This window comes from Variovorax terrae, assembly GCF_022809125.1.
Taxonomy (GTDB): domain Bacteria; phylum Pseudomonadota; class Gammaproteobacteria; order Burkholderiales; family Burkholderiaceae_C; genus Variovorax_A; species Variovorax_A terrae.
This window is the reverse complement of sequence record NZ_JALGBI010000003.1, coordinates 210,862-235,583: the sequence shown is the minus strand read 5'-3', so window position 1 is coordinate 235,583 and position 24,722 is coordinate 210,862. Positions and strand designations below refer to the sequence as shown.

Here is a 24,722-nt window from a genome sequence, read left to right as displayed (position 1 = left end):
TGGAGCACGCACCCCTGCGATTGAGGGGTTGTGGCCGGGGGGCGGGCTTTTTACATTGGCCCGGTCTGCAGCCCAACGTTGTCTCAGGAGTCGCCATGCCCGCCATGTTTTCCGCCCGATCGCGGTGTGCCGCCCTGGCCACCCTGCTGGCGCCGGCCGCTTTCGCGCAGGCCCCGGCCATCGAGCGTGTGCGCCTGACCGACGGCGAGCTGGCCTGCTCGCAGATCCATGCCGAGATCGGCAGCATGGATCTCGCGGTCCTGTCCACGCCGCAGGCCGCGACGCAGGCCCTGGCGCGCAAGGACTTCCTCACGCAGCTCTTCGTGGCGCGCGGCTGCAGGGTGTCGGACCTGGGCTTTGCCGGCAGCCCCGTGCCGCCGGAAACCTTCCGCCGGCTGGTGGCCCAAGCGCCCGCCGCGTCCGTCCCGCCTGCCATGTCCGCCACGCCCGCGCCGGCCAGCGCCGCCGATGTGCAGGCCGCCCTGCAAGCCCCGGTCACGGTGCTGGACGCGAGCCGCCACATCAAGGGCACGGCCGCGCTCAAGGGCAAGCGCTACTACGTGTCCGAATACCGCGTGATGGTCGAGACGGGCGGCAGCATCACCGCCAGCACACGCGCCGCCTACCTGGGCGGCACCGACTACGGCGCCACGCGCATGACGGTCAACTACCAGGCGCCGCAGCTGGACCTGGCGGCGCTGCAGGCGGTGGTGGACCGCTCGTATGCCGATTTCGTGCAGCGGCTGGAGGCGGCGGGCGCCAAACCCGAGCCGGCCGAGGCGATCATCAAGGAAGCAGGCGGGGCCGTCTACGAGGCGAACCTGGAGGCCAGCCAGCCCGGCGCGCCGGTGACGGACGAGGCCGACCTGGGCTACGGCAAGCGCCGCTACCTGGTCTTCGCGCCCACCGGGATGAAGCTCAACCCGCGCGGCTTCGCGGGCCTGGGCGCCGGCAACATCGGCCAGCGCATTACCTACAGCAAGACCCACCTGGAAGCCATCTCGGTGGTGCTGGCCATCAACCTGGCGGCGCAGGAGAGTTCGGGCAGCGGCTCCTCGCTGTTCCGCCGCGGCTCCAGCGCCAGCGCCTCTGCCGCCATGGAAGCGGCCGGCGTGCCGCGCATGCTGCTGCTGCAAAGCCATGCCCAGACCCAGACGCTCAATGTGCAGGGCGCGCTGCCGGTGCCGGGCCAGTTCGCCACGATGCGCGAGACCGGCGGCTACGACACGCGGCAGGACGCCGCCGTGCAGGGCCTGCAGGCCCTGGGCCGGATCATGGGCCAGGCCGGCAACCAGTCCAAGCGCGTGGACATGACGCTGGACGTGGACACTGCCGCCATGAGCCGCATGGCGCTGCAGGGCCTGGTGTCGATGAACCAGGGCATTGCCGGGGCCCTTCAATGAATCCATTTGCCTTCACCCACCTTGAGAGGGAGTTTCCATGAAACCGATCAGATTGTTGACTTGCGCCGCCGCGCTGCTGGCCCTGTTGTCCGGCTGCGGCGGCAGCGACGCGCCGCCGGCCGCGGCGAGCGGGGGCGCCACCGTCACCGGCGCCGTCGTGAAGGGGCCGGTGCTCGGTTCCACGGTGTGCGCCTATGCCATCACCGGCGGCGCCAAGGGCGCGCAGGTGATGCTGTCTACCGTTGCGGGCGCGGCGGGCTCCATCAGTGCCGGCTGCTATGTGACGCCTGCCAGCGGCAGCTACAACTTCGCGGTCCCGGCCGGGACGTCCGGCGACCTGCTGGTCGAAGCCACCGGCGGGACGTTCTGCAGCAACGAAACGCCCATCGTCTCCGGTGCATGCCCGGGGGGCGGCACGCTGCTCAACCTCGGCTCTTCCGCCATGCGCGCCCTCGTCACCGTCTCGACCAGCGGCAACGCCACGGTGTACACCACGCCGCTGACCACGGCGGCCATTGGCGCGGCGGGCGCCGGCCTGAGTGCCGGCACGTTCAACACGCAATTCAACGCCCTGGCGGGCACGCTGCTGGGCACAAGTTCCGGCGTCACGCCGTCCACGGCGCCCAATGCGACGAACCAGCCCTACCTCGCGCAGGTCGCCACCTACCTGCAAGGCGGCGGCAGCCTGAGCACCGCCGTCACGGCGCTGAGCCGGGGCACGACGACATTCACGCCGCCCGGCAGTTCGGGCGGCAGCACGACGACGGCAACCATCCATGCCGCGCTGGCCGGCACCTACAACCTCTCGTTCTACAAAGGCAGCGGCGCGGGCTGCGCGGGAACGGGCTGCACCTTCACGGAAGGGCAGGCCGTTTCGCTGTCGATCTCGGGCAACAACCTGAACCTGCCCGGCGGCAAGGTGCTGACCAACCCGTTCTACCGCAATGGCCACACGGCGGAGGCCATCTGGCGGGACGCGGCAGCGGGCATCGAATACGCGCTCACCGACAACGACTCCGGCACCTTCAGCGAAATCAACGTGGGCGACGGGACGCATTTCCTGGGCCAGATCCGCGCGACCCAGTCACCGGTTCAGGCAACGCTGGCGGCCGTCGCCGGCACCTACAACAAGGCCCAGCAGTACGCGGGCCCGGCCAACGACGTGGCCTGGACGAGCCTCACGCTGGGCTCCGACGGGGCGGTGACCTTCACGGGCGGCGCCGGGCCCACCCTGGCGAATGTGTCTGTCACCATGGTCTACCCCAATGGCGGGACCGCCGCCGTGCTGCGCATCTATTCGTCGACGGACATCAATGGCGCGGGCGGCGTGGACGACGACGACCAGATCGTCTTCTACCTGGACACGCCCAATCACATCAAGGACGTGGAGTACTACGTCGGCCCGAGCAACGCCTCGGGCAACAAACGCGGCGTGACGCTTCGCAAGACCGGCGATGCCGCGCCGCCGGATATCGGCGCGCCCAGCGCCTTGACGAATGCGATCGCCGCCAACCAGATCACCGGCACGGTGGGTGCGGGCGGGCCGGCCCTGGCGCTGAACGTCAGCTCCTTCGGCGGCCTGTATGTCGCCAGCGGCTTCACGATGACCGCCTATGCGGGCAACCAGCAGTGGCAGATCAGGGTGGGGAACGCCGTGGCGGCCAACACCAACTACTCCTGCGTCCACGGGGCGCGGGACGGGCGCTACGTCAGGGTGCAGACCAATGCCAACACGATCCTGAGCAGCCAGGAGGGCGGCAACTGCAATATCTACATCACGGAGCTCACCACGAGCGGCAGCGCCATCACGTCGATCAAGGGGCGGTTCACCGCCGAAGTCTTCAGCTTCAGCCGCAACGCTTCAACGGTGATCGCCGACGGCACGTTCTCCTACACCGCGCCCTGAGACGAGACACCCCCGGGCGCCTGCGGCGCCCCGGGCTCGCAGCCCTGGCCGGCCAGGCAAGCTCAGAGCGCGAAGATCTTGCCCGGGTTCATGATGTTCTTCGGATCGAGCGCGCGCTTGATGGTGCGCATCACGTCCACCGCGCCGGCGCCGGCCTCGGTCACGAGGAAGTCCATCTTGTGCAGGCCCACGCCGTGCTCGCCGGTGCAGGTGCCTTCCAGGCGCAGGGCGCGCGCCACCAGCTTGTGGTTCAGGTCCTCGGCCACCTCGCGCTCCTTCGGGTCGTCCGGGTTCAGCAGGTAGCCGAAGTGGAAGTTGCCGTCGCCCACGTGGCCGACCAGGAAGTAGGGGAGGCCGCTGGCGTCGGCTTCGGCCACCGAGTCGAGCAGGCAGTCGGCCAGCCGGCTGATCGGTACGCAGGTGTCGGTGGAGATGGCGCGGCAGCCGGGGCGCGACTGGATCGCCGCGAAGTAGGCGTTGTGCCGCGCGGTCCACAGGCGGGTGCGCTCCTCGGGCGTGGTGGCCCACTCGAAGGCGTTGCCGCCGTGCTCGCTCGCGATCTCCTGCACGGTCTCGGCCTGCTCCTTCACGCCGGCGGGCGAGCCGTGGAACTCCATCAGCAGCATCGGCTCCTCGCGCAGCCCGAGCTTGGCGTAGGCGTTGACCATGCGCACGGTGTTGCTGTCGATCAGCTCCACGCGCGCGATCGGCACACCAAGCTGGATCACCTGGATGGTGGTGCGCACGGCGGCCTCGATGCTTGGGAACGAGCAGATCGCGGCCGACACCGCCTCGGGCAGCGGGTAGATGCGCAGGGTGACCTCGGTGATCACGCCCAGTGTGCCCTCGCTGCCCACCATCAGGCGCGTGAGGTCGTAGCCGGCCGACGATTTCTTGGCGCGCGTGCCGGTGCGGATGACCTCGCCGGCGGCCGTCACCACCTCCAGGCCCAGCACGTTCTCGCGCATGGTGCCGTAGCGCACGGCGTTGGTGCCGCTGGCGCGCGTGGCCGTCATGCCGCCGATCGAGGCATCGGCGCCCGGGTCGATCGGGAAGAACAGGCCGGTGCTCTTGATCTCTTCGTTGAGCTGCTTGCGCGTGACGCCGGGCTGCACCGTCACGGTGAGGTCCTCGGCGTTGATGGACAGCACCTTGTTCATGCGGCTCACGTCGATGCTGATGCCGCCCTGCACCGCGAGCAGATGGCCTTCGAGCGAGGAACCCACGCCGAACGGGATCACCGGCACCTCGTGCTGGCTCGCGAGCTTCACCGCATCGGCCACGTCCTGCGTGCTCTCGGCGAACACCACGGCCGCCGGCGGCGGCACCGTGGTGTAGGAAGACTCGTCGCGCCCGTGCTGCTCGCGCACCGCCAGGGCAGTGGAGCAGTTGGCGCCGAAGCGGCTTTTCAGCGCGTCGAGCAGGGCCTGGGGCACCTCGCGCTGGTGGATGTCGGGCACGAGGTGGGTGATCGAGGTGGGGGCGTTCATGGGTGTCTCCGGCTGGATCAATGAGTTTACTGCCGGGGGCCGCCCGGCGCCCAGCCGCGTGGGCCTTCAGTCGAGGACGATGTGCCGGGCCTTGATGATCTTGCCCCACTGCTCGGATTCGCGCTGGATGGCCTGCGCCATCTCCTGCGGCGTGGTGGTCATGGGCTGCGAGGCAAAGTCGGCGATGCGCTTCTGCATCTCGGGCAGGCGCGTGATGCGGATGAATTCGCTGTTGAGCCGCGTGATCACCTCGGGCGGCGTGCCGGCCGTCACCCACACGCCCTGCCAGCCGGCCAGGTTCATGCCGGGCACAGCCTCGTTCATGGCCGGCACGTCGGGCAGGTCGGCCACGCGTTTCTCGGTGGTGACGGCCAGGGCCTTGACCTTGCCCGACTTGGCGAATGGCACGCCCGACGGGAACGGCTCGAACACCATCGCCACCTGGCCGCCCATCACGTCGGTGACCTGGCCCTGCTTGTAGGGCACGTGCAGCATCTGCACCTTGGCGTTGTCCTGGATCAGCTCGAACACCAGATGCGACGCCGTGCCCGGCCCGTAGCTCGCGTAGGCCACCTTGCCCGGGTTCTTGCGCGCGTAGTCGAGCATGCCGGCCAGGTCCTTCACCGGCAGGTCCTTGTTGCCCAGCAGCACGTAGGCGGTGTTGAGGGTCTGCGTCACCGGCGCCAGGTCCTTCACCGCGTCGTACCCGAGCTTGGAGAACAGGTGCGGGTTCATGGTGGGGATCTGGTTGTAGGCGTAGAAGATCGTGTAGCCGTCCGCCGGGGCCTTGGCCACGAACTCCGCACCGATGTTGCCCGAGGCCCCGGCCTTGTTTTCCACCGTGAACGGCTGGCCCAGCGCGCGGCCCAGGTGTTCGGCATACAGCCGCGCCATCACGTCGGGGCCGGTGCCGGCAGGCGCCGGCACGATGATGCGCACCGGGCGCGTGGGGTAACTGGATTGGGCCGGGGCGGCCAGGGCCAGCGTGGCCAGGCTCAGGCCGGCCAGCAGGGCCCGTGCGAAGTTTTTCATGGGGTTGTCTCTTTGTTCTGTGAATTCTCGGGGAATCAGGCCGTCAGCCGCTCCGGCGGGAAAATGCCGGCGTCCACCAGCGCGCGCACGCCTTCGGGTGAAATCTCGGCGGCGGGCGAATCGCCCGCAATCACGCCCAACAGCAGGCCTTCGTCGCCGCCGGCCGGGGCTTCGAGGCATTCGAAACGGCGCTGCACGCCGACCGGGCAGGCGATGAAGTCGAGCGGGCCGAGCGTCACGCCCGCCACGCCCTGGGCGCCTTCCCATTCGATCTTCCAGCGGCCCTTCATCACCATGAAGGTCTCCACCGTGTCGTGGGTGTGCATCAGCACGCCGTTGCCGGGCCGGGCGCAGATGAAGGACACGCCGAAGCCCGCCTTGAGATGCGAGACCGGGGCCGGCGCGCGGTCGCCGAACGGCGAGAACTGGCCTTCGCCCTTGGGCTGGCTGAAGCCGAGCACGTTGAGGAAGGCGCGGTGGCAGCCGTCCAGGGCCATGTCGGGCAGGCCGGTGTCGCAGCGCTGCAGCTCCGAGAAGCGCGCCACGCAGCGCTGCATGTCTTCGGGCGCGGGCCGCACGGTGGTGATGGGCATCAAATTCTCCTGTTGGTACGATGGAACGAAGCGGATTCGACCACTCGCCCCCCGGTGCCGCAATCAAGTCCGCCGAATGCAGCCATCCGCCCGATGGATGCTGCACCGCAGCGAAGAGGAACGTCTTGGAGAACAAACACATCGACCTGCACCTGCTGACCTGCCTGGAGGCCTTGCTGGCCGAGGGCTCGGTCACGCGCGCGGCGCAGAAAATGGGCATGAGCCAGCCGGGCATGAGCAACGCGTTGGCGCGGCTGCGCCAGCTCACCAGTGATGCATTGCTGGTGCGCACCTCGCAGGGCATGCAGCTCACGCCGCGCGCGCACGAGCTCGCCGTCTCGGTGCGCAAGGGCCTGTCGGCGATGGAGGAAATCTTTGCCGACCGGCGCCCGTTCGACCCCGCGCAGGCACAGGGCGCGGTCACCATCGCGGCGGCGGATTCGGTGGGCGTCATGCTGGTGCCGAGGTTGATGCAGCTGATCGGGGAATGCGCGCCCGGCGTCACCGTGGACATGCGCCTGCCCGACCCGGCGCATGTCCACGAATGGCTACGCGACGGCGAGTGCGACCTCGCCGTCGGCTACTTTCCCCACCTGGCCGACGGGCTGCGCTCGACCTCGCTGTTTTCCCAGTCGCTGTCGTGCGTGGTGAAAAACGGCCACCCGCAGCTCGGCCCGGGCATGACGCTGCAGGACTACGTGGCCGCGCGCCACGTGGTGTTCGGCTCGCCGTTCGCGCTGATGTCCACCATGGAGGCCTCGCTCGACGAAGCGCTCGCGCGCATCGGCCAGCGGCGCCAGCAGGCCATGCGCGTGTCCTCGGTGCTGCTCACGCCCTACGTGGTGGCGCAGACCGCGCTGGTCGCCACCCTGCCGACCTGGCTTGCGCGCCACTATGCGCAGATGCTGCCGATCCAGCTGCTGCCGCTGCCGTTCGAGCCGCCCGACATCGACAGCCGCATGGTCTGGCATGAGCGCAGCCACCAGGTGGGGCTGCACCAGTGGATTCGCGAGCAGATGCGCAGGCTGCTGGAAGAAAGCCATGCGCTCGCGGTCAGCGAGGTGCCGCTGCTGGTCGCCACGCGCCGGGGCATGGCCCACGTCGAATGAGACCATTGCCGCTGCTTGATGGACGCCGGCGGCGGCCCTGCGGTCCAATCGGCCGATGCAATGGACCGCCCCCGAAACCGCCGCCGATGGCCAGACCGTCGCCCGTGAATTCGTCCTGAACGCCGATGGCCGCGCCGTGCCCGGCGTGCTGTTCTGCCCGGCGGGCCCGGCCGCGGCGCGCCGGCCGCTCGTGCTGTTCCAGCATGGCGGCGGCTCGCACAAGCGCGGCGCCGACGTGATGGACTGGGTCGACCTGCTGGTGTGCAGGCGCGGCCTGTGCCTGGCCGCCATCGACGGCCCGGTGCACGGCAGCCGCCGCCCCGCGGGCACGGCGCTGGACGACCGCGCCGCAACCCGGGACCGCTTTCTGGCGCTGTGGACGACGCAGCACGGGCACGTGGACACGATGGTGGCCGACTGGCGCGCCACGGTGGCGGCGCTGAGCCGCGAAGACGCGGTGGACGCCACGCGCATCGTCTGGGTCGGCCAGTCCATGGGCACCGCCTACGGGCTGCCTTTGCTCGCGCGCGAGCCCGCCGTGCGGGCCGCCGCGATCGGCATGTGGGGCTTGTCGTACCCCAACTCCGAGCGCCTCGCGCAGGACGCGCAGAACGTCGCCTGCCCGGTGCTGTTCCAGCAGAAATGGGACGACGAGCTCTTCGACCGCCAGGGCCAGATCGCGCTGTTCGAGCGGCTGGCGCCGCAGGACAAGCGGCTCAGCGTCTACCCCGGCGGGCACACGGCGGTGCAGGGCGTGCAGCGCCGCGATGTGGATCTTTTCGTCATGGAGCATCTGGTAAAAACAGGGTGAACAGGCCCTGGCCTGCCGCTTCGCAGGAGCCCCCCATGACCATCGAGATTCCAAAAGAGAACCGCCAGCAGGCCATCACGTCCATCGAGCGCTACTTCGACGAGAACATGGAGGAGAAGATCGGCAACATCGCCGCCGGCGCGCTGCTCGGGTTCTTCCTCGAAGAGATTGGCCCGCTGATCTACAACAAGGCCGTGGCCGACGTGCAGGAGCGCCTGCAGCTGCGCGTCTCGGAGCTCGACCTCGAGATCCACGAGGACGAGTTCCAGTACTGGCGCAAGTACGAGCGCCCGCGCAAGGGCCGCTAGCGCCGGCCGGTGCTCAGGCCGGCGCGCTCTGCGGTCCGCGCACCAGCTGGCCCGGCAGCGCGCCCGTGGGCTGGCCGTTCTCCAGGGTCACCTCGCCGTTGACCAGCGTGGCGAGGTAGCCCTCGGCGCCCTGCGTGAGCCGCCGCCCGCCCGCGGGCAGGTCGAACACGAAGTGCGGCAGGTCGAGCGCGAGACGCTCAAAATCGATGATGTTGAGGTCGGCCTTCAGGCCCGGCGCCAGCAGGCCGCGGTCGTGCAGGCCATAGACCTGCGCCGTGTCGCGGGTCTGCTTCTTCACCACCTGCGCGAGCGGCAGCGTCGGCCCGCGTGCGCGGTCGCGCGCCCAGTGCGTGAGCATGAAGGTGGGCATGGACACGTCGCAGATGTAGCCCACGTGCGCGCCGCCGTCGGCCAGGCTTATCAGCGTGCGCGGGTGCTGCAGCTGCGTGTGCAGCTGCGACAGGTCGCCATAGGCGTAGTTGAACACCGGGAAATACAGCAGGCCCTTGCCGTCGTCGCGGCCGTCGTTGCCCAGCATGGCGTCGTAGGCCACCTCCAGCGGGTTGCGCCCGGTGGCCTGGCCGATCACCACCACGCTGTCGGACAGCGGCGGTTCGTAGTCCACCGCGTCGTGCAGCACGAACAGGCGCGGCAGGCCGCGCAGGAACAGCGCCGCCTCCTGGCTCACCTGCGCCGCCATTTGCACCACCTCCATGCGGGTGAGGGCGGCGCGCACCTCGGGCTCGCGCAGCCGGGCCAGCTTCGCGTCCCAGGGCAGCGGCGCGAGCTGCTGCCACAGCGGATGCAGCACGAACGGGTGCAGCGAGCCCTGGAAGCCCATCACCATGCTGGTGGCGCGGCCGCTCACGCTGCCGTACAGCGGCACGCCCTGCGCATGGGTGCCGTCGAGGTGGGCGAGCAGGCGCTTCCAGGTGTCGGGCGTCTGGTCGGTCTGCACCAGCGCGAAGGCCACGGGCAGCTGGTTGTCGCGCGCGATCTGCGTGAGCCACCAGAGCTCGCCCTCCATGCCCACGTGGTTGGCCGTCATCTGGAACACGCCATGGCCCGCGGCCTTGATCGACCGGGCGATGCCGAGGATCTCCTCGGGCGAGGCGAAGGTGCCGGGCGGGTACTTGTGCTGCTGGTACTTGTGGATCAGCGTGCGGCTGGTGGAAAAGCCCAGGGCGCCGGCGCGCAGGCCCTCGGCCACGATCTGCGTCATGGCGCGGATGTCGTCGGCCGTGGCCTCGTCGTGCGTGATGCCGCGCTCGCCCATCACATAGGTGCGCACCGCGCTGTGCGGCACCTGCGCGCCCACGTCGAGCGCGCGCGGCTTTGCGGCCAGCGCGTCGAGGTACTGCGGAAAGCTCTCCCAGTCCCAACGGATGCCCTCGCTGAGCACCGTGCCGGGAATGTCTTCCACGCCCTCCATCACGCTGATCAGCCAGTCGCGCCGCTCGGGTTTCACGGGCGCGAAGCCCACGCCGCAGTTGCCCATCACCGCGGTGGTGACGCCATGCTGCGTGGAGGGCGAGAGATAGGGGTCCCAGGTGGCCTGGCCGTCGTAATGCGTGTGCACGTCGACCCAGCCGGGCGTGACCAGCGCACCCGCGGCGTCGATCTCGCGGCGCGCGGCGCCGAGCTTGCCGCCGACCTGCGCGATCAGGCCGTCCTTGAGGCCCACGTCGCCCGTGAACGGCGCACCGCCGCTGCCGTCCACCACCGTGGCGCCCCGAATGACCGTATCCAGCATGGCTCTCTCCTTGGAACCGCAAAGATAGCATCAATGCCGGGGCGGCACGCACGCCAAAGGCCGGGGGCGGCCAGCGCCCCCGGCACATGCCTGGGCCGGGGCCTCAGGGTTTCAGGGCTTGGTCGAATTCTGCGCGCGACAGGGCGCCGTCATGGTCGAGGTCGACCTGATCGAAGCGCTGCGCCACGGCGGGGAAGCGCTGGGCTTCTTCGCGGCTGATCTTGCCGTCCTTGTTGGCGTCGGCGCGCGCGAAGGCTGCATCGACGTCCTTGGCCGACCATTTGCCTTTCTGCGCGGGAGCGGCCTGGCCGTCGGCGGGCTGGCTCATCTGCGCGACGGGGCGCGCGGGCGAAGCCGGGGAGGAGGAGGCGTCGGGCGCCTGGGCATACACGTTGAGGGCTGAGCCGAAGGCCCAGGCGGTGAACAGCATCACGCTGCGGGCTTCAAAGTTCGGGATACATCGTCGCTTGGCTTTCATGGAGAGGCTCCGGTGAAGTTGAAGAGGCTTTCATTCCAACCCAGGCCGGCGCTCGGGGCCAGCCTTTTTGCCGGGTGTTTCCTTCTTCACATTCACCTTGCCTGAGACACATCCGCCAGCATGGCGTAACACCCGCGCGATGTGACGCACAATCACTGGAATTGCTGCAAAGAGGCCTCATATGGGCAACCGCCTGACTCAGATCGCAACGCGCACCGGCGACAACGGCACCACCGGCCTGGGCGACAACACGCGCGTCTCCAAGGACAGCCTGCGCGTGCACGCCATGGGCGACGTGGACGAACTCAACTCCAACATCGGCGTGCTGCTGTGCGAGACGCTGCCGCCCGATGTGCGCGAGCTGCTGATCGACATCCAGCACCAGCTGTTCAACCTCGGCGGCGAACTGTCGATCCCCGGCTTCGAGCTGCTCAAGCCCGAGGCCGTGGCGCAGCTCGATGCGGCGCTCGAGAAACACAACGCGCAGCTGCCGCGCCTGCAGGAGTTCATCCTGCCCGCGGGCACGCGCGCCGCCGCGCTGGCGCATGTGTGCCGCACCGTGGCGCGCCGGGCCGAGCGTGCCGTGGTCGCGCTCGACCGGGCCGAGACACTGAAGGAAGCGCCGCGCCAGTACCTGAACCGCCTGAGCGACCTGATGTTCGTGCTCTCGCGCGTGCTCAACCGCATGGACGGCGGCGACGACGTGTACTGGAAGAGCGAGCGGCTGGCACGCTCGGGGGAAGCCTCGTGAAACACATCCTTCGCCGGGCGCTGGCCGCCGGCCTGTGCGGTCTCATGGCGGGCCTGGCTCCGGCGGCGGAGAACCCGGCCTGGCTGCTCGGCACCTGGCAGCTGCATGAAGACCAGAAGAGGCCGGGCTTCACGGATGACTTCATGGACTTCCACGCGGATGGCTCGGTGACGCTGCGCGACAGCAAGGGCGTGTTTGCCACCTGCCCGTACACCCCGTCGGTGACCCGCCTGATGCTGGTCTGCACCGTTCGCGGCCAGGAGAAGGCGGTGGTCTACCGCATCTCCGACGACCACAAGACCCTGGTCAATCCGCTGGGCGACGTCTACCGCAGGAAAGCGCGCTAGCGAGACGCTGAAGCCGCGGCCCGTGGCCGCGCCGGGGTAGCATCGGATTGCTATTGATTTGATAGCTGGAAACGACTGCCCGACGAGGACATGCGGCCGATATGATGCAAAAAAACGGCCTCCCACCGCGCTCGAACGCCTACATCTTGCCCGGCTCGCCGCCCGCGAGCGCCTGCTCGACCACGGCGCGCGTGAGCGGCGGCGCGAACGAGGCGATGAAGTCGTACAGGTAGCCGCGCAGGTAGCTGCCGCGGCGCACCGCGAGCCGCGTGAGGTTGATGCCGAACAGCGCGCCCGCGTCGAGCGCGCGCAGCCCGGTGTCGCGCTCGGCCTCGTAGGCGATCGAGGCCACGATGCCCACGCCCAGGCCGAGCTCCACATAGGTCTTGATCACGTCGGCGTCCATCGCCGAGAGCACGATGTCGGGCGCGAGCTGGCGCTGCGCGAACGCCGCGTCGATGTGGGTGCGGCCGGTGAAGCCGGTGTCGTAGGTGATCAGCGGGTACGCCGCCAGCCGCTCCAGCGTGAGCGGCGCCTCCAGCAGCGCATGCGCCGGCGGCACCACCACCGCGTGCGTCCAGCGGTAGCAGGGCAGGGCCACGAGGTCCTCGTAGTGGGCCAGCGCCTCGGTGGCGATGCCCACGTCGGCCTCGCCCGACAGCAGCATCTCGGCCACTTGGCGCGGCGAGCCCTGGTGCAGGTGCAGTGTCACGCCGGGGTACTGGCCGCGGAACTCCTGCACCGCCGCCGGCAGCGCATAGCGCGCCTGCGAGTGCGTGGCCGCGATCGCCAGGCGCCCGCTCTGCTGCGCCACGAACTCCTGGCTGGCGCGGCGCAGGTTGTGGCTGTCCTGCAGCAGGCGCTCGACGATGGGCAGCACATGCGCGCCGGGCTCGGTGAGGCCGGTCAGCCGCTTGCCGGCGCGCACGAACAGCTCGATGCCCAGCTCGTCCTCGAGCTCGCGGATCTGCCGGCTCACGCCGGGCTGCGAAGTGTGCAGCGCCTGGGCGACCTCGGTCAGGTTGAACCCGCAGCGCACGGCTTCCCGCACGGAGCGCAGTTGCTGGAAGTTCATGGAGAGAAACAGTCTTGCTTAATACTTTAAATATTATTAGGCGAGACTTTTATATGCCAAACCAATCATTGGTAGATTGGTTATTGCCGATCTGTCTGAGGTTTTCTGAGGGCGCTACTCGATGGCCGATGACGGCAGGATGCCCTGCCGCAAGGACTGGTTGACCCGCATCCGCACCAAATGCGACACCTCCAGCGCCGCGGCGGATGCCACGCGGTCGCGGCGGCGGCAAATGGCAATTCTCCGCAGGGGCACCGGGCCGCTCAGCCTGCAAGTGGCCAACTGGTCGAGGTTCATCTCCAGCAGCGCGGTGAGCGGCATGATGGCCGCGCCCATGCCCGCCCTGACCATGCTCACGGCCGTGTGCAGGCTGGCCACCTCGTACGCGGGCTTGTCGGGCAGGCCGCTTTCGAGCAGGGCCTCGGCAATCGTGCGGCGGGTGCTGGAGTGGTGCGTCATGAGGATGAGCGGCACGCGCGCCAGCTTCTTCCAGCTCTGCCGCGCCTTACCCGCCAGCGGGTGGTGCGCGGGCACCACTGCCACCAGCTCTTCCGTGAACAGCCCGTCGAACACCAGCTCCTGCGACGCAGGCACCTGGGCGCAAACCGAAAACTCCACCTGGCCTTGCAGCACCATCTCAAGCAGGTCGGGGTTTTGCGCTTCGTGCAGGCTCACGCTCACGCCGGGGTGCATGCGCCGCAGGTCGCCCAGCGCCTGGGTCACGTAGCCGCAGGCCAGCGAGGGCAGCGCGCCCACCGAGACGTGCCCTTTTTCCAGCCGGCTGATTGCCTGCGCGTCCAGACACGCTTCCTCGATGGCTTGGAGGCCGCTGCGCATCTTGAGCATCAGCGAACGACCGGCCTCGGTCAGCACGACCTTGCGCGTGGTGCGGTCGAACAGCCGAACGTCCAGCGCCGCTTCCATCTCGCGGATCAGTTGCGAGAACGCCGACTGCGTGACATGCAGCTTCTGCGCCCCGCGGGAGAACGACAGGGCATCAGCGGTCGCCAGGAATCCTTCGATCTGTCGCAGGGTGACCTTCATTGATTAGCTATATCAAATAATTGATAAAGAAAATCCAATTGTACTAATGAATACCACGGTCAATACTGGCGCAGACCTCAAGCCGGACCGGCCGGTAAACCACTGGAGACAAGCCGTGAAACTCATCAAAAGACGGGCCGCGCTGGCGGCCGCTTTTTGCGCCCTGCAGCTCGTGCATGCCGCACCCGCGCAGGCCGATTGGAAGCCAGACCACCCCATCAGGCTCATCGTTCCATTCGCGCCTGGCGCGGCCACCGACATCAGCGCGCGCACGATCTCCGACCACCTCGCGGCTGCCCTGGGCCAGCCCGTCGTCATCGACAACCAGGGCGCCGCCAGCGGCACGGTGGGCACGGCGGCGGCCGCGCGTGCCGCGCCGGACGGCTATACCTGGGTGCTGGCACACGACCCGCCGTTCACCATCCTGCCGCACGTGCGCAAGCTCGGCTACGACCCGCTCAAGGACTTCGAGCCCGTGGCCCTGATCGCCACCATTCCCATGGTGCTGGTGGTGCGGCCGGGCTTGCCGGTCAACAGCATCCGGGAGCTGATCGACGCGGCCCGCACACGCCCAGGCCAGATGACCATTGCCTCGTCGGGTACGGGCGCCACGTCGCACCTGGCGGCCGAGCTGTTCAAGTACGAAACCCAGACCAACATCCTGCACGTGCCCTACAAGGGCCAGGCCCAGGGCGTGACGGACGTGCTGGGCGGGCAGGTGGACATGATCTTCAGCTCCTTCGGGCCGGTGGTGCAGCACATCCGCAGCGGCCGGCTCAAGGCGCTGGGCATCTCGGTGCCCAAGCGCTATGCCAGCCTGCCGGAGGTGCCGACCATCGCCGAATCGGGCGTGCCGGGGTTCGACTTCAGCGTGTGGACCGGCATCGCCGTGCCGGCCGGCACGCCGCAGGCCATCCGCGACACGATCGCCGCCGCCGTGGCCAAGGCGCTGCAGGTGCCCGAGGTGCGCGCGCGCTTCGACGGGCTGGGCTTCGTGCCGGGCGACGGCGACCCGCAGGCGCTGCGCAGGAAGATCCAGGGCGATTACGCCAAGTGGAAGCAGGTCATCCACGCCGCGCGCATCCAGATCGAGTGAGCGCGGCCATGAAGCACCAGACATTCGGCCAGATCCGCCTGGACGAAACCTTCGTCAGCTACGGCCGCACGGTGACCGAAACGGACATCGTGCAGTTCACCTGCCTGGCGGGCCTGAAGCTGCCCATCTTCATCGACGCGGCGTACTGCCGCGACCACAGCCCGTTCGGGCAGCGCATCGTGCCCGGCCTGCTGATCCAGGCCTTCGCGGCCGGGATGATGGAAGAGCTGATCGGGCCCTACACCATCGCCGCGCTGGGCTTTGGCGAGTCGCGCTTCCTGCGGCCTGCACTCATCGGCGACACCCTGCGCACCCATTCCCGCGTGGCCTCCAAGCGGCTGGCTTCCAAACCGGGGCGCGGCGTCATCGACATCGCCATTCGCGTGGCCAACCAGCGCCAGGAGACCGTCATGGAAGGCTCCTACCGCCTCCTGATGCGCACCGACGCTGCCGGGGAGGGCGCCCCATGACAGATGAATTCATCCTGTACGAGCAGGACGAGGGCATCGCCACGCTGACGATGAACCGGCCCGCCACCCTCAACGCGCTCACGGGCGTGGCCGAGACGCGCAGCGTGGTGGAGGCGTGCGAGCGCATCAATGCCGATGCGAGCGTGCGCTGCGCCATCTTGACCGGCGCGGGCCAGGCCTTCTGCTCCGGCGGCCACGTCAAGGACCTGCGGGCGAAGAAGGGCCTGGGCGAAGGCAGCGCCCACGCCATCCAGAACCGCTACCGCGAGAGCGTGCAGCGCATGGCGCTGGCGCTCTATCGCCTGCAGGTGCCGGTCATCGCGGCCGTCAACGGCCCAGCCTACGGCGCAGGCTGCGACATCGCCACGATGTGCGACATCCGCATCGCCTCCACACGGGCGGCCTTCGCCGAGAGCTTCGTGAAGTTGGGCCTGGTGGCGGGCGACGGCGGCTCCTGGCTGCTGCCGCGCGCCATCGGCATGTCCCGCGCGGCGGAGATGACCTTCACCGCCGAGCCCATCGACGCCGCCACCGCGCGCGAGTGGGGCCTGGTCTCGCGCGTGGTCGAGCCCGAACGGCTGATGGACGAAAGCCGCGCCCTGGCCCACCGTATCGCCGCGCACCCCGGCACCGCCCTGCGCATGGCCAAGCGGCTGTTGCGCGAGGGCCAGCGCACGGGCCTGGAGACCCTGCTGGAGATGACGGCGGCCTACCAGGCCATCGCACACCACACGCCCGAACACGATGCCGCCATGCAACGGCTTTTTGAAAGGACCTCCTGATGCATCGACGCACCCTCCTGGCGGCCACCGCCGCCGCCTGGACTGTCTCGCTCCCCGCCCTGGCGCAGAGTTGGCCCGAGCGGCCGATCCGCCTCGTCATCCCCTTCGGCGCCGGCGCCGCGAGCGACATGGTGGCGCGCCGACTGGGCGAGCGCCTGCAGACCGCGCTCGCCCAGCCCGTGGTGGTCGAGAACAAGGCTGGCGCATCGGGCCAGATCGCGGCCGACCTGGTGGCCAAGGCGCCGCCGGACGGCTACACCCTGTTTCTCACCTCCAATACCACGCACTCGGCCAACCCCTTCCTGTTCAAGAAGCTCGGCTACGACCCGGTGAAGGACTTCACGCCCATTGCGCGGGTCTGCGCCTTCCCCTTCGTGCTGGTGGTCGAATCGCGGTTGCCCGTGGCCAGCGTGAAGGAGCTGGTCGCCTATGCGCGCAAGGCCGGCAACACGAGCTACGGCTATGGCAATAGCACAGGGCAGGTCGCGGGCGCGGCCTTCAGCCGCCTGATGCGCATGGACTCCGTCGCAGTGCCCTACAAGAGCGTGCCCCAGGTCGTCACGGACCTGCTGGGCGGCCAGGTGCAGTTTGCCTTCGTGGACATCGCCAACGCCCTGCCGCACATGCAGGCCGGCAAACTGAAGGCGTTGGCGGTGTCCAGCGCGGCGCGCAGCGCCTTGCGGCCCCAACTGCCCACCATCGCCGAAGAGACGGGCCTGCAGGGGTTCGATTTGACGGCCTGGGGCGCTGTCTTCGGCCCGGCCGGCATGCCTCGGCCCATCGTGGAGCGCCTGAGCGCCGAGCTGGCCCGGATCACCACCGACCCCGACTTCCGCGACAGGCTGCGCCAGGCGGGTGTCGAGGCGCAGACCAGCACGGCTGACGAGCTGCGCGCGTTTGTGGACCAGCAGCTCGTCGTCTGGGGAACGAAGGTCAAGGATGCACAGATCCAGCCCGAATGAGCGCACGGGCGGCCCGGGGCCGCTGACGGGCCGGCGCCTGATCGACTTCAGCCAGGGCGTGGCCGGCCCATCATGCGCCATGCTGCTGGCCGACCTGGGCGCGGACGTGATCAAGGTCGAGCCGCCCGAGGGCGACTGGGCGCGCGGCGTGGGCCACCAGGTGGCGCCCAGCGAAAGCAGCGCGCACCTGAGCCTCAACCGCAACAAGCGCAGCATCTGCCTGGATCTGAAGCACCCCGAGGGCCGCGCCATCGCCGCGCGGCTCGCGGCGCGCAGCGACATCGTGGTGCAGAACTTTCGTCCGGGCGTGATGGAGAAATTCGGGCTGGGCTACGACACGCTGGCCGCGGCCAACCCGAGGCTCGTCTACGCCAGCATCCACGGCTTCGGCGAAGACGGCCCGCTGGCCGGTGCGCCCGCCACCGATTCGACCATGCAGGCGTTCGGTGGCCTCATGAGCATCAACGGCGATGGCGACGGCCCGCCGCTGCGCATGGGGAACATGGTGTCGGACATGCTGGCAGGCAGCTACCTGTGCCAGGGCGTGCTGGCGGCGCTGCTGGCCCTGGTCGGCACGGGGCGCGGGCAGCGCGTGAACGTCAGCCTGCTCGATGCGCTGGTGGCCTTCCAGGCGCCGCCGGTCACGGAATACGCGCTCACGGGCATCGTCCCGCAACGCAGCGGCCGCCAGCACCCGATGATCGTGCCCTCGGGCACCTACGAGGTGCGGGACGGGTTCGTCACGCTGGTGGCCACCCAGCCGCTGTGGCGCAAGTTCTGCACCGCGATCGGCCAGGGCGCGCTGGCGGACGATGCGCGCTTTGCCACCGCGCAGGCGCGCCTGGACAACCGTGCGCAGTTGCAGGACATCATCGTTTCGTTCTTCTCCCAATTGACCCAGACTGAGGCGCTGCAACTGGCCCGGCAATACGATCTGGTGTGCGCGCCCATCAACGACTACGCGGCGCTTCTGGCGCACGAGCAGGTTGCCGCCAACCGCCTGGTGGGCCAGTGGGAACACGCTGCGCTGGGCACGGTGCCGGGCATTCGCAACCCGATCCGCTACGGCGGCATCGAGGCGCCGTGGTCGCCGCCGCCGATGCTGGGCGAACATACCCGGCAGGTGCTGGCCGCCGAGCTGGGAATGGCAGGCCATGAAATCGATGCGCTGACGGCCCGCGCGGCCGTGGTCGAAGGCGACATGCGCCGCTGATCCGGCAAAGATCAGCGCGGCAGCAGCATCGCCATCGTGATGCGCGAGACGCAGGTCATCTCGCCGGCCTCGTTGGTCAGGTCGATCTGCCAGACCTGGGTGCTGCGGCCGATGTGCACCGGGCGCGCAATGCCGGTGACCCAGCCGCTGGTGGCGCCCTTGAGGTGGTTGGCGTTGATGTCGAGCCCGACCGAGCGGTGGCCCCCGGGGCTGGCGTAGTGCGCGCCGCACGAGCCCAGCGTCTCGGCCAGCACCACCGACACGCCGCCGTGCAGCAGGCCGTAGGGCTGGCGCGTGCGGCCGTCCACCGGCACGCGCGCGCGGATGAAGTCGTCGCCGACCTCGAGGAACTCGATGCCCAGGTGCAGCACGGCGGTGTCGTCGTGCAGCCGGGTCAGTTCGTCGACGCTGATGGGTTTCTTCCAGATGGACATGGCTTGAATCTCTTGCTGGGCGGGGTGGTGGAGGCGGGCGCGCATCGGGGGCGGCCCGGCCTGGACGGGGGTCCATCGATTATGAAGGGGATCGCCATGGCCGGCAGGGGCGCGCGGCGCGGACGGCCCGCCGGGCGTCGCCGCAGCCTCCGTTTTGCCAAATTTCAATGAAAAATGGCCGGAGGTCCAGGCCCTCCGGCCGTTTCATGCTATTGATTTGGTAGCGGCTCAGCTCTTGCGGTTGAGCAGCGCGTACAGCAGGATGGCGCCGAAGGTCGCGGTGCCGATGCCGCCCAGCGCGAAGCCGCCGAACTTGAGCGTGAAGTCGCCGGTACCGAGGATCAGCGTGATGGCGGCCACGATCAAATTCTTGTTGTCGGCGAAGTTGACCTTGTTGTCGACCCAGATCTTGGCGCCGGCCACCGTGATCAGGCCGAACACCACGATGCTCACGCCGCCCATCACCGGCAGCGGAATGGCCTGGATCACCGCGCCGAACTTCGGCGAGAAACCCAGCACCACGGCGATCACGGCCGCCGTCACGAAGACCGCGGTGGAGTAGATCTTGGTGGCGGCCATCACGCCGATGTTCTCGGCGTAGGTGGTCACGCCGGTGCCGCCCGCGCTGCCGCTCACGATGGTGGCGACGCCGTCGCCGATGAAGGCGCGGCCCAGGTAGGGGTCGAGGTTGCGGCCGGTCATCGCGGTCACGGCCTTCAGGTGGCCCAGGTTCTCGGCCACCAGGATGATGGCCACCGGCGCGATCAGCAGCATGGCGTTGCCGCTGAACACCGGCGAGCTGAAGCCCGGCAGCCCGACCCAGGCCGCGCTGGCGATGCCCGAGAAATCGATCGGCTTGCCCAGGCCCATGCCGTTGGTCAGCACGCCGTAGATGATGCTGGCCAGGATCAGGCCCACCAGGATCAGCAGGCGCTGCACCATGCCGCGCGTGAACACGGCGACCGCGCCCACGCTCACGAAGGTCACCACCTGCATCCACGACTCGAAGTTGTTGGCGGCCATGTTCTTGACCGGGATGCCGGCCAGGTTCAGGCCGATCACCGCCACCACCGCGCCCGTGACCACGGGCGGCATGAAGCGCTCGATCCAGCCGGTGCCGACGGCCTGCACGATGAAGCCGATGATGGCGTACACCACGCCGCAGGCGATGATGCCGCCCAGGGCCACGCCGATGTTGGCGTTGGGCCCCTTGCCCGCATAGGCCGTGGCCGCGATCACCACGCCGATGAAGGCGAAGCTCGAACCGAGGTAGCTCGGCACCTTGCCGCCGGTGATGAAGAAGAAGATCAGCGTGCCGATGCCGCTCATCAGGATCGCGATGTTGGGGTCGAAGCCCATCAGGATCGGCGCCAGCACCGTGGCGCCGAACATCGCGATCACGTGCTGCACGCCCATCGCCGCGGTCTGCGGCCAGGGCAGGCGCTCGTCCGGCGCAATCACCCCGCCCTGGCTCAGCGTCTCCGCCGATTTTTCGGTCCAGTCAAACATTCCCATCGCTCGCTCCTTCTTGAAAGTGGAGCGATGCTACGGGCAATGGGCGTGCCGCACAAGCGGCGGTGCAGCAGGAACGAAGCCGCGGCCTCAGCAGCGTTCGAGCACGGTCGCGAGGGGGATCAGGGCTGGGCCGGGCGCGGGTCCTCGGCGAAGGCGGCGACCGCCTGCAGCACCTGCGGGTCCTTGAGGATGCGCCGGTGGCCCAGCCCCCGGGTGTCGAGCAGGCGCGCGCCGGCAATGGCCTCGCGGTAGGCCAGGCCGTCGGCGAAGCGGTTGATGCTGTCCTCGTGGTCGTGCACCACCAGCGTGGCGGCGCGGATGCGCGGGCCCACGGCCGCGGGCTCGAACTGCGGCATCAGGATGCCTTCGCGCGCCTCGATGCGCCGCTGCAGGGCGGCGCGCGTGGCTTCGCTCAGGCCGAACACATGGGCAAAGAGCCGCGTGTACTCGCGCGGCGAGGCCGGCGGGGCCAGCAGCACCAGCCGGGCCGCCGGCAGGCCGCGGCCCGCCGCATACGCGAGCGCATTGGCCGCGAGCGAGTGCGCCACCAGGGTGTCCAGCGTGTGGCCCTGTTGCTGCAGGCGGGCCGCCACGTACTCGATCGCGCGGGCGAACTGCGGCAGGTTGCTCACCGAACCCGCGCTGCGGCCGTGCGCCGGCATCTCGACGATCACGGGCCGCAGGCCGCGCGCGGCCTGCGGCCTCGGCCAGCGGCAGCATCTGCCCGGCGTGCCCGCCCCAGCCGTGGAACAGCAGCACCGTCGGGCCGTGCGGCGCCACCGGGTGGGTGTACACGGTGAGCCCGGCGTTCTCGAACGGCCAGCGCTCGATGTGCCAGCCGGCGGGCCAGGCCTTGCGGCGGCTCAGCCAGGCCGGCGGCAGCGGCGTGCCGAACAGGCGGTAGGCCGCGCGCACGGCGAGCGCGGGCCACAGGCGCTGGAAGGCGCCCAGGCCCCAGCGGAACACCCGCGTGGCGGGGCTGGCGTCATAGTAGGCCGAGGTGGCCTGTAGCGAGGTGCGTGTCATGGCGGCGCCTCAGTACCAGATCCAGTCTTGCGGATGGCGCGGCAGGCTGCGCACGGTGGAGATGATGGCGAGTACGCCGCGCACGGCGAAAAACAGGCCCAGCAGGGCGGCAAGGATCAACATGGCAGTTTCCTTTCTTCGCACGATTGTGCGAAATTGAGAGAAGCGAAAGAACGGAGAAACGCTTTCATCAGGGGCCACTCAGGTTTGGTAGCTTGCAACCAGGCGGCGCCAGCTGGCCTGGGCGCGCTCGGCAGCGCGGTGGTCGCGCAGGAAGCGCGCGTCATGCAGCAGGCCGATGGCGAGGCTGCTGATCTCGGCCACCAGCTGTTCGGGGTCGGTGTCGGGCTTGAGGTGGCCGGCTTCGACGGCCTGCATCACGGTGCGCCGCAGCGCGGCGCGCCAGCGCGTGACTTCCTGCAGCAGCAGGTCGCGCAGCTCGCCCTCGCGGTCGTCCAGCTCGAAGGCGCCGGCGGTGTAGAGGCAGCCGCTGTGGACTTCCACGTCGCGCATGCGGGTGATCCAGCGCTGCACGATGCTGTCCAGGCGCGGCAGGCCCTTGGGCAATTGCATGGAGGGCACGAACACGTCCGCCAGGAAGCGCCGGCCGAACTCCTCGATGACGGCCTTCTGCAACGTCTCGCGCGAGCCGATGCGCGAGAACACGCCGCTCTTGGACAGGCCGATGCGGTCGGCCACCGCCTGCAGCGTGATGGCTTCCAGCCCCTGCTCGGCAGCCAGATCCAGCGCCGCGCCGACGATGGCGGCGCGGGTCAGTTCGCTTTTCTGGGTCTTGGCGTCCATGCGTGCATATTAGCACGCATGTGCGAAATTGCAAGCGGCCCCGTGCGCGGCCCGCGCGGCTGCGGGCCGTGCGCTGGAGCCGGAAGCATCAATTGGCGCTCGGGACGGCAGAGGTCTCGGCGCTGGCCACGGCGTGGTTGCGCGCGCCCTCGATGCGGCGCACTTCGGCCAGGAAGGCCGGGCCGCTGCGGGCTTGCTGGTAGGCGCTCAGGCTGCGGGCGTAGGCGGGGCTGGCGAAGTCGGTGCCGTCGCCCTGGTCGTAGGCGGCCATGCCGGCCTTGTTCCACAGGCTCAGGTCGGCCAGGACTTCGGCGCGGCTCATCGTGCCGGCGGGCAGAGCTGCGCTGGCGACGGTGCCGGCCCAGGCTTCCTGCGGCGCCTGCGCGACCGAGCGGGCCTGGTTCAGGTCGGCGATGACCTGGCTGCGGCTCAGCGTGCTGACGCTGTCGGGAACCGGTGCGCCGGCCCATTCTTCGGCCGGGACGGGGCGGGCCGACGCGATGCCGGCAACGAGGAGGAGGGCGGACAAGCCGAGAAGCTGCTTGGTTTGCATGATGAATTTCCTTTGAACTGCGGTGTGTGACGGCTGGGATCGCTGTCATCACGGCCTCCAGTGTGGGCGCGCGGCGCGGTTCAGGATGTGCGTTTGCGCACAGATTCCTCAAGCTGGCGGCGGGGCCAGGTGCAGCACCTCGAGCGGCTCGGTGCGCCCGCGCACCGTGATCGTCTGCGCCTCGCCGAACCGGTGTTCGAGGCCAGCCTGGCGGGCCGCGAACACCGAGATGACCAGCCGCGCCGCGGCCACCTTGGAGTGGTCCTGCAGCCGGCTCGCGGTGTTGACCACCTCGCCGATCGCGGTGAAGCTGGTGGTGTCTTGGTAGCCCACCTCACCCACGGCGGCGCGCCCCGCGTGCAGGCCCATGCCGAAGTCCAGGCGCTGGCCGAACTGGGCCTGGAAGCCTTGGTTCCAGGCGTCCATGCGCTCGCCGATCAGCTCGGTGGCGCGCACCGCCTGGCGGCAGGCCGCGGGCAGGTCGGTGTCGAGGCCGAAGATCGCCATCACGCTGTCGCCGATGAACTGGTTGGGCAAGCCGCCGGCCTCGCGCACCGCGGCGCCCACCAGGGCGAAATAGCGATCGAGCACATAGGCCAGGTCGACCGGCCACTGGCGCTCCGACAGGCCCGACCAGCGCCGCAGGTCGACGAACAGGATGGCCACGTCGCGCTCGCGGCCCAGGCGGCGGGCCTGGCCGGGCGCGCTGGGCGCGAACAACGGCGTGACCGCCAGGTCGCCGCGCGGGCGCAGCTGGCAGGCCAGCCGCACGTCCTGCGGCGCGCGCACGCGCTCGAGCGTGCGGCGCTCGTCGCGGCCCGGGCGGTCCATGAGCGACGCGGGGCCGAGCACCTGCACGCGGCAGGTGGAGCAACGCGCGCGGCCGCCGCACATCGACAGATGGGCGATGCCGTGCGCCCGGCTGGCTTCGAGCACGCTCCAGCCGCGCGGCACGCGCACCGTGCGCTGCGGGTAGCGCAGCTCGATCGAGGGCCGGCCCGACAGGCGCTCGTACCAGCCGCGGCCGAAGCGCGCCGCGAGCAGCGCCGCCAGGGCCAGCGCGTAAAGCCAGCGCGCGCCGCGCTCGGTGGCGTCGAGCGCCAGGCCCTGCGCTTCGGACGGCGGGCGCAGCGGCGCCACGGCGGTCCATTGCAGCTCGCGGCCCATCGCCAGAAAGCCGAGCGCGGCCAGCGCCGGCAGCAGCAGCGCCGCGGCGAACAGCCAGTGGAACTGGCGCCGGTAGCCCGGGCGGGCGCGCAGCGCCAGGTGCAGGCCGAGGCAGCCATGGGCCCAGGCGGCGCACATCATGGTGAGCTGGAAGGCCGAGCCCTCCAGACTCCACAGGCCCCGCACCACGCGGGCGTACGAGGGATCGATGCCGTAAGCCTGGTAGGCCCAGCGCATCGCCGTGAGGTGCGCCGCCAGCAGCAGCGGCAGCGAGAAGCCCAGCAGCAGCCGCAGGGCCTCCATCGGGGGCATGCGCAGGCTGCGGCGCTCCCACAGGGCCAGCGCTGCCAGCCCCACGTGCACGGCGGCTGCGCCGTACAGCAGCACGCTGCCGGCCAGGCTGTGCCAGACAGCGGCCGCGGCGCGCAGCGCGGCTTCAGCGGTTGCCAGCGACACCAGGCCGAGCGCATGGTTCACGAGATGCGCCGCCGCGTAGGCCAGCAGGATGACGCCGCTGCCCCACCGCAGGTCGCGCCGCGAAGGCAGGCTCAATCGGAGTGGGGAACGGCGGTCCATGGGCGGGCTCAAAGCACGAGCCCC

The 24,722-nt window shown here is 69.7% G+C and carries 24 protein-coding genes and 1 pseudogene; 12 read left to right on the top strand and 13 right to left on the bottom strand.

Annotated features, from left to right (window positions below; translation table 11 throughout):
* Positions 1-104 precede the first annotated feature (104 nt).
* Positions 105-1,403, top strand: coding sequence for a hypothetical protein (locus tag MMF98_RS20500; RefSeq protein ID WP_243309172.1), 1,299 nt, complete (start codon positions 105-107; stop codon positions 1,401-1,403).
* A gap of 37 nt (positions 1,404-1,440) precedes the next feature.
* The gene (locus tag MMF98_RS20495) at positions 1,441-3,309 is read left to right on the top strand and encodes a hypothetical protein (protein WP_243309170.1); all 1,869 of its coding nucleotides are present in this window, start codon (positions 1,441-1,443) and stop codon (positions 3,307-3,309) included.
* Positions 3,310-3,371: 62 nt separating this feature from the next.
* Here MMF98_RS20495 and MMF98_RS20490 read toward each other — a convergent pair whose 3' ends face one another.
* From MMF98_RS20490 to MMF98_RS20480, 3 genes are all read right to left on the bottom strand, one after another.
* A complete protein-coding gene (locus MMF98_RS20490; protein WP_243309168.1) occupies positions 3,372-4,799 on the bottom strand; it encodes an FAD-binding oxidoreductase in 1,428 nt (475 codons plus the stop codon).
* Positions 4,800-4,865: 66 nt separating this feature from the next.
* Positions 4,866-5,831, bottom strand: a complete 966-nt coding sequence (locus MMF98_RS20485; protein WP_243309167.1) for a Bug family tripartite tricarboxylate transporter substrate binding protein — start codon at positions 5,829-5,831, stop codon at positions 4,866-4,868.
* Positions 5,832-5,866: 35 nt separating this feature from the next.
* The gene (locus MMF98_RS20480; protein WP_243309165.1) at positions 5,867-6,424 is read right to left on the bottom strand and encodes a cupin domain-containing protein; all 558 of its coding nucleotides are present in this window, start codon (positions 6,422-6,424) and stop codon (positions 5,867-5,869) included.
* 125 nt (positions 6,425-6,549) lie between these two features.
* Between MMF98_RS20480 and MMF98_RS20475 the strand changes: the two genes are divergently transcribed.
* Genes MMF98_RS20475 through MMF98_RS20465 form a run of 3 tightly spaced genes read left to right on the top strand, consistent with a single transcriptional unit; the run spans position 6,550 to position 8,652 of the window.
* Positions 6,550-7,533, top strand: a complete 984-nt coding sequence (locus MMF98_RS20475) for a LysR family transcriptional regulator (RefSeq protein WP_243309164.1) — start codon at positions 6,550-6,552, stop codon at positions 7,531-7,533.
* A gap of 55 nt (positions 7,534-7,588) precedes the next feature.
* Positions 7,589-8,344, top strand: coding sequence for an alpha/beta hydrolase (locus MMF98_RS20470; RefSeq protein WP_243309161.1), 756 nt, complete (start codon positions 7,589-7,591; stop codon positions 8,342-8,344).
* Positions 8,345-8,379: 35 nt separating this feature from the next.
* Positions 8,380-8,652: a DUF2164 domain-containing protein gene (locus MMF98_RS20465; protein ID WP_243309159.1), complete on the top strand. Its 273-nt coding sequence runs from the start codon at positions 8,380-8,382 to the stop codon at positions 8,650-8,652.
* Positions 8,653-8,665: 13 nt separating this feature from the next.
* Here MMF98_RS20465 and MMF98_RS20460 read toward each other — a convergent pair whose 3' ends face one another.
* The gene (locus MMF98_RS20460; protein WP_243309158.1) at positions 8,666-10,405 is read right to left on the bottom strand and encodes an N-acyl-D-amino-acid deacylase family protein; all 1,740 of its coding nucleotides are present in this window, start codon (positions 10,403-10,405) and stop codon (positions 8,666-8,668) included.
* A gap of 103 nt (positions 10,406-10,508) precedes the next feature.
* Positions 10,509-10,883, bottom strand: a complete 375-nt coding sequence (locus tag MMF98_RS20455; RefSeq protein WP_243309156.1) for an EF-hand domain-containing protein — start codon at positions 10,881-10,883, stop codon at positions 10,509-10,511.
* Between the two features lie 181 nt (positions 10,884-11,064).
* Between MMF98_RS20455 and MMF98_RS20450 the strand changes: the two genes are divergently transcribed.
* Entirely contained in the window at positions 11,065-11,634 is a 570-nt protein-coding gene (locus tag MMF98_RS20450) for a cob(I)yrinic acid a,c-diamide adenosyltransferase (RefSeq protein ID WP_243309155.1), read from the top strand.
* Positions 11,631-11,981: a hypothetical protein gene (locus MMF98_RS20445; RefSeq protein ID WP_243309154.1), complete on the top strand. Its 351-nt coding sequence runs from the start codon at positions 11,631-11,633 to the stop codon at positions 11,979-11,981. Before MMF98_RS20450 ends, MMF98_RS20445 begins: the two co-directional genes overlap by 4 nt.
* Before the next feature lie 139 nt (positions 11,982-12,120).
* Here MMF98_RS20445 and MMF98_RS20440 read toward each other — a convergent pair whose 3' ends face one another.
* Positions 12,121-13,056 (bottom strand): CysB family HTH-type transcriptional regulator, encoded by a 936-nt coding sequence (locus MMF98_RS20440; RefSeq protein ID WP_243309153.1) that lies wholly within the window; start codon positions 13,054-13,056, stop codon positions 12,121-12,123.
* A gap of 114 nt (positions 13,057-13,170) precedes the next feature.
* Positions 13,171-14,100, bottom strand: a complete 930-nt coding sequence (locus MMF98_RS20435; protein ID WP_243309152.1) for a LysR family transcriptional regulator — start codon at positions 14,098-14,100, stop codon at positions 13,171-13,173.
* A gap of 115 nt (positions 14,101-14,215) precedes the next feature.
* On the opposite strand from MMF98_RS20435, the gene MMF98_RS20430 reads away from it, so the two are divergent.
* The 5 genes from MMF98_RS20430 to MMF98_RS20410 are packed head-to-tail and all read left to right on the top strand — an operon-like array spanning position 14,216 to position 18,623.
* Positions 14,216-15,196 carry a Bug family tripartite tricarboxylate transporter substrate binding protein gene (locus tag MMF98_RS20430; RefSeq protein ID WP_243309151.1) on the top strand — a complete coding sequence of 327 codons (981 nt, stop codon included), beginning with the start codon at positions 14,216-14,218 and terminating at the stop codon, positions 15,194-15,196.
* A gap of 8 nt (positions 15,197-15,204) precedes the next feature.
* Entirely contained in the window at positions 15,205-15,666 is a 462-nt protein-coding gene (locus MMF98_RS20425; protein ID WP_243309150.1) for a MaoC family dehydratase, read from the top strand.
* Positions 15,663-16,448: a crotonase/enoyl-CoA hydratase family protein gene (locus MMF98_RS20420; protein WP_243309149.1), complete on the top strand. Its 786-nt coding sequence runs from the start codon at positions 15,663-15,665 to the stop codon at positions 16,446-16,448. The genes MMF98_RS20425 and MMF98_RS20420 overlap by 4 nt, the downstream gene beginning before the upstream one ends.
* The gene (locus MMF98_RS20415) at positions 16,448-17,410 is read left to right on the top strand and encodes a Bug family tripartite tricarboxylate transporter substrate binding protein (RefSeq protein WP_243309148.1); all 963 of its coding nucleotides are present in this window, start codon (positions 16,448-16,450) and stop codon (positions 17,408-17,410) included. The genes MMF98_RS20420 and MMF98_RS20415 overlap by 1 nt, the downstream gene beginning before the upstream one ends.
* Positions 17,388-18,623 carry a CaiB/BaiF CoA transferase family protein gene (locus MMF98_RS20410; protein ID WP_243309146.1) on the top strand — a complete coding sequence of 412 codons (1,236 nt, stop codon included), beginning with the start codon at positions 17,388-17,390 and terminating at the stop codon, positions 18,621-18,623. Before MMF98_RS20415 ends, MMF98_RS20410 begins: the two co-directional genes overlap by 23 nt.
* A gap of 11 nt (positions 18,624-18,634) precedes the next feature.
* On the opposite strand, the gene MMF98_RS20405 is transcribed toward MMF98_RS20410, so the two are convergent.
* The 6 genes and pseudogenes from MMF98_RS20405 to MMF98_RS20380 all read right to left on the bottom strand — a co-directional run bounded on the left by MMF98_RS20405 (position 18,635) and on the right by MMF98_RS20380 (position 24,698).
* A complete protein-coding gene (locus MMF98_RS20405; RefSeq protein ID WP_243309145.1) occupies positions 18,635-19,057 on the bottom strand; it encodes a hotdog fold thioesterase in 423 nt (140 codons plus the stop codon).
* A 228-nt stretch (positions 19,058-19,285) separates the two neighbouring features.
* Positions 19,286-20,572 (bottom strand): solute carrier family 23 protein, encoded by a 1,287-nt coding sequence (locus MMF98_RS20400; RefSeq protein ID WP_243309144.1) that lies wholly within the window; start codon positions 20,570-20,572, stop codon positions 19,286-19,288.
* Positions 20,573-20,691: 119 nt separating this feature from the next.
* Positions 20,692-21,598, bottom strand: a pseudogene (locus tag MMF98_RS20395) (alpha/beta hydrolase).
* Between the two features lie 201 nt (positions 21,599-21,799).
* Positions 21,800-22,402 (bottom strand): TetR/AcrR family transcriptional regulator, encoded by a 603-nt coding sequence (locus tag MMF98_RS20390; RefSeq protein ID WP_243309142.1) that lies wholly within the window; start codon positions 22,400-22,402, stop codon positions 21,800-21,802.
* Between the two features lie 88 nt (positions 22,403-22,490).
* Positions 22,491-22,955: a hypothetical protein gene (locus MMF98_RS20385; RefSeq protein ID WP_243309140.1), complete on the bottom strand. Its 465-nt coding sequence runs from the start codon at positions 22,953-22,955 to the stop codon at positions 22,491-22,493.
* Between the two features lie 108 nt (positions 22,956-23,063).
* The gene (locus tag MMF98_RS20380; RefSeq protein ID WP_243309138.1) at positions 23,064-24,698 is read right to left on the bottom strand and encodes an adenylate/guanylate cyclase domain-containing protein; all 1,635 of its coding nucleotides are present in this window, start codon (positions 24,696-24,698) and stop codon (positions 23,064-23,066) included.
* Positions 24,699-24,722 lie beyond the last annotated feature (24 nt).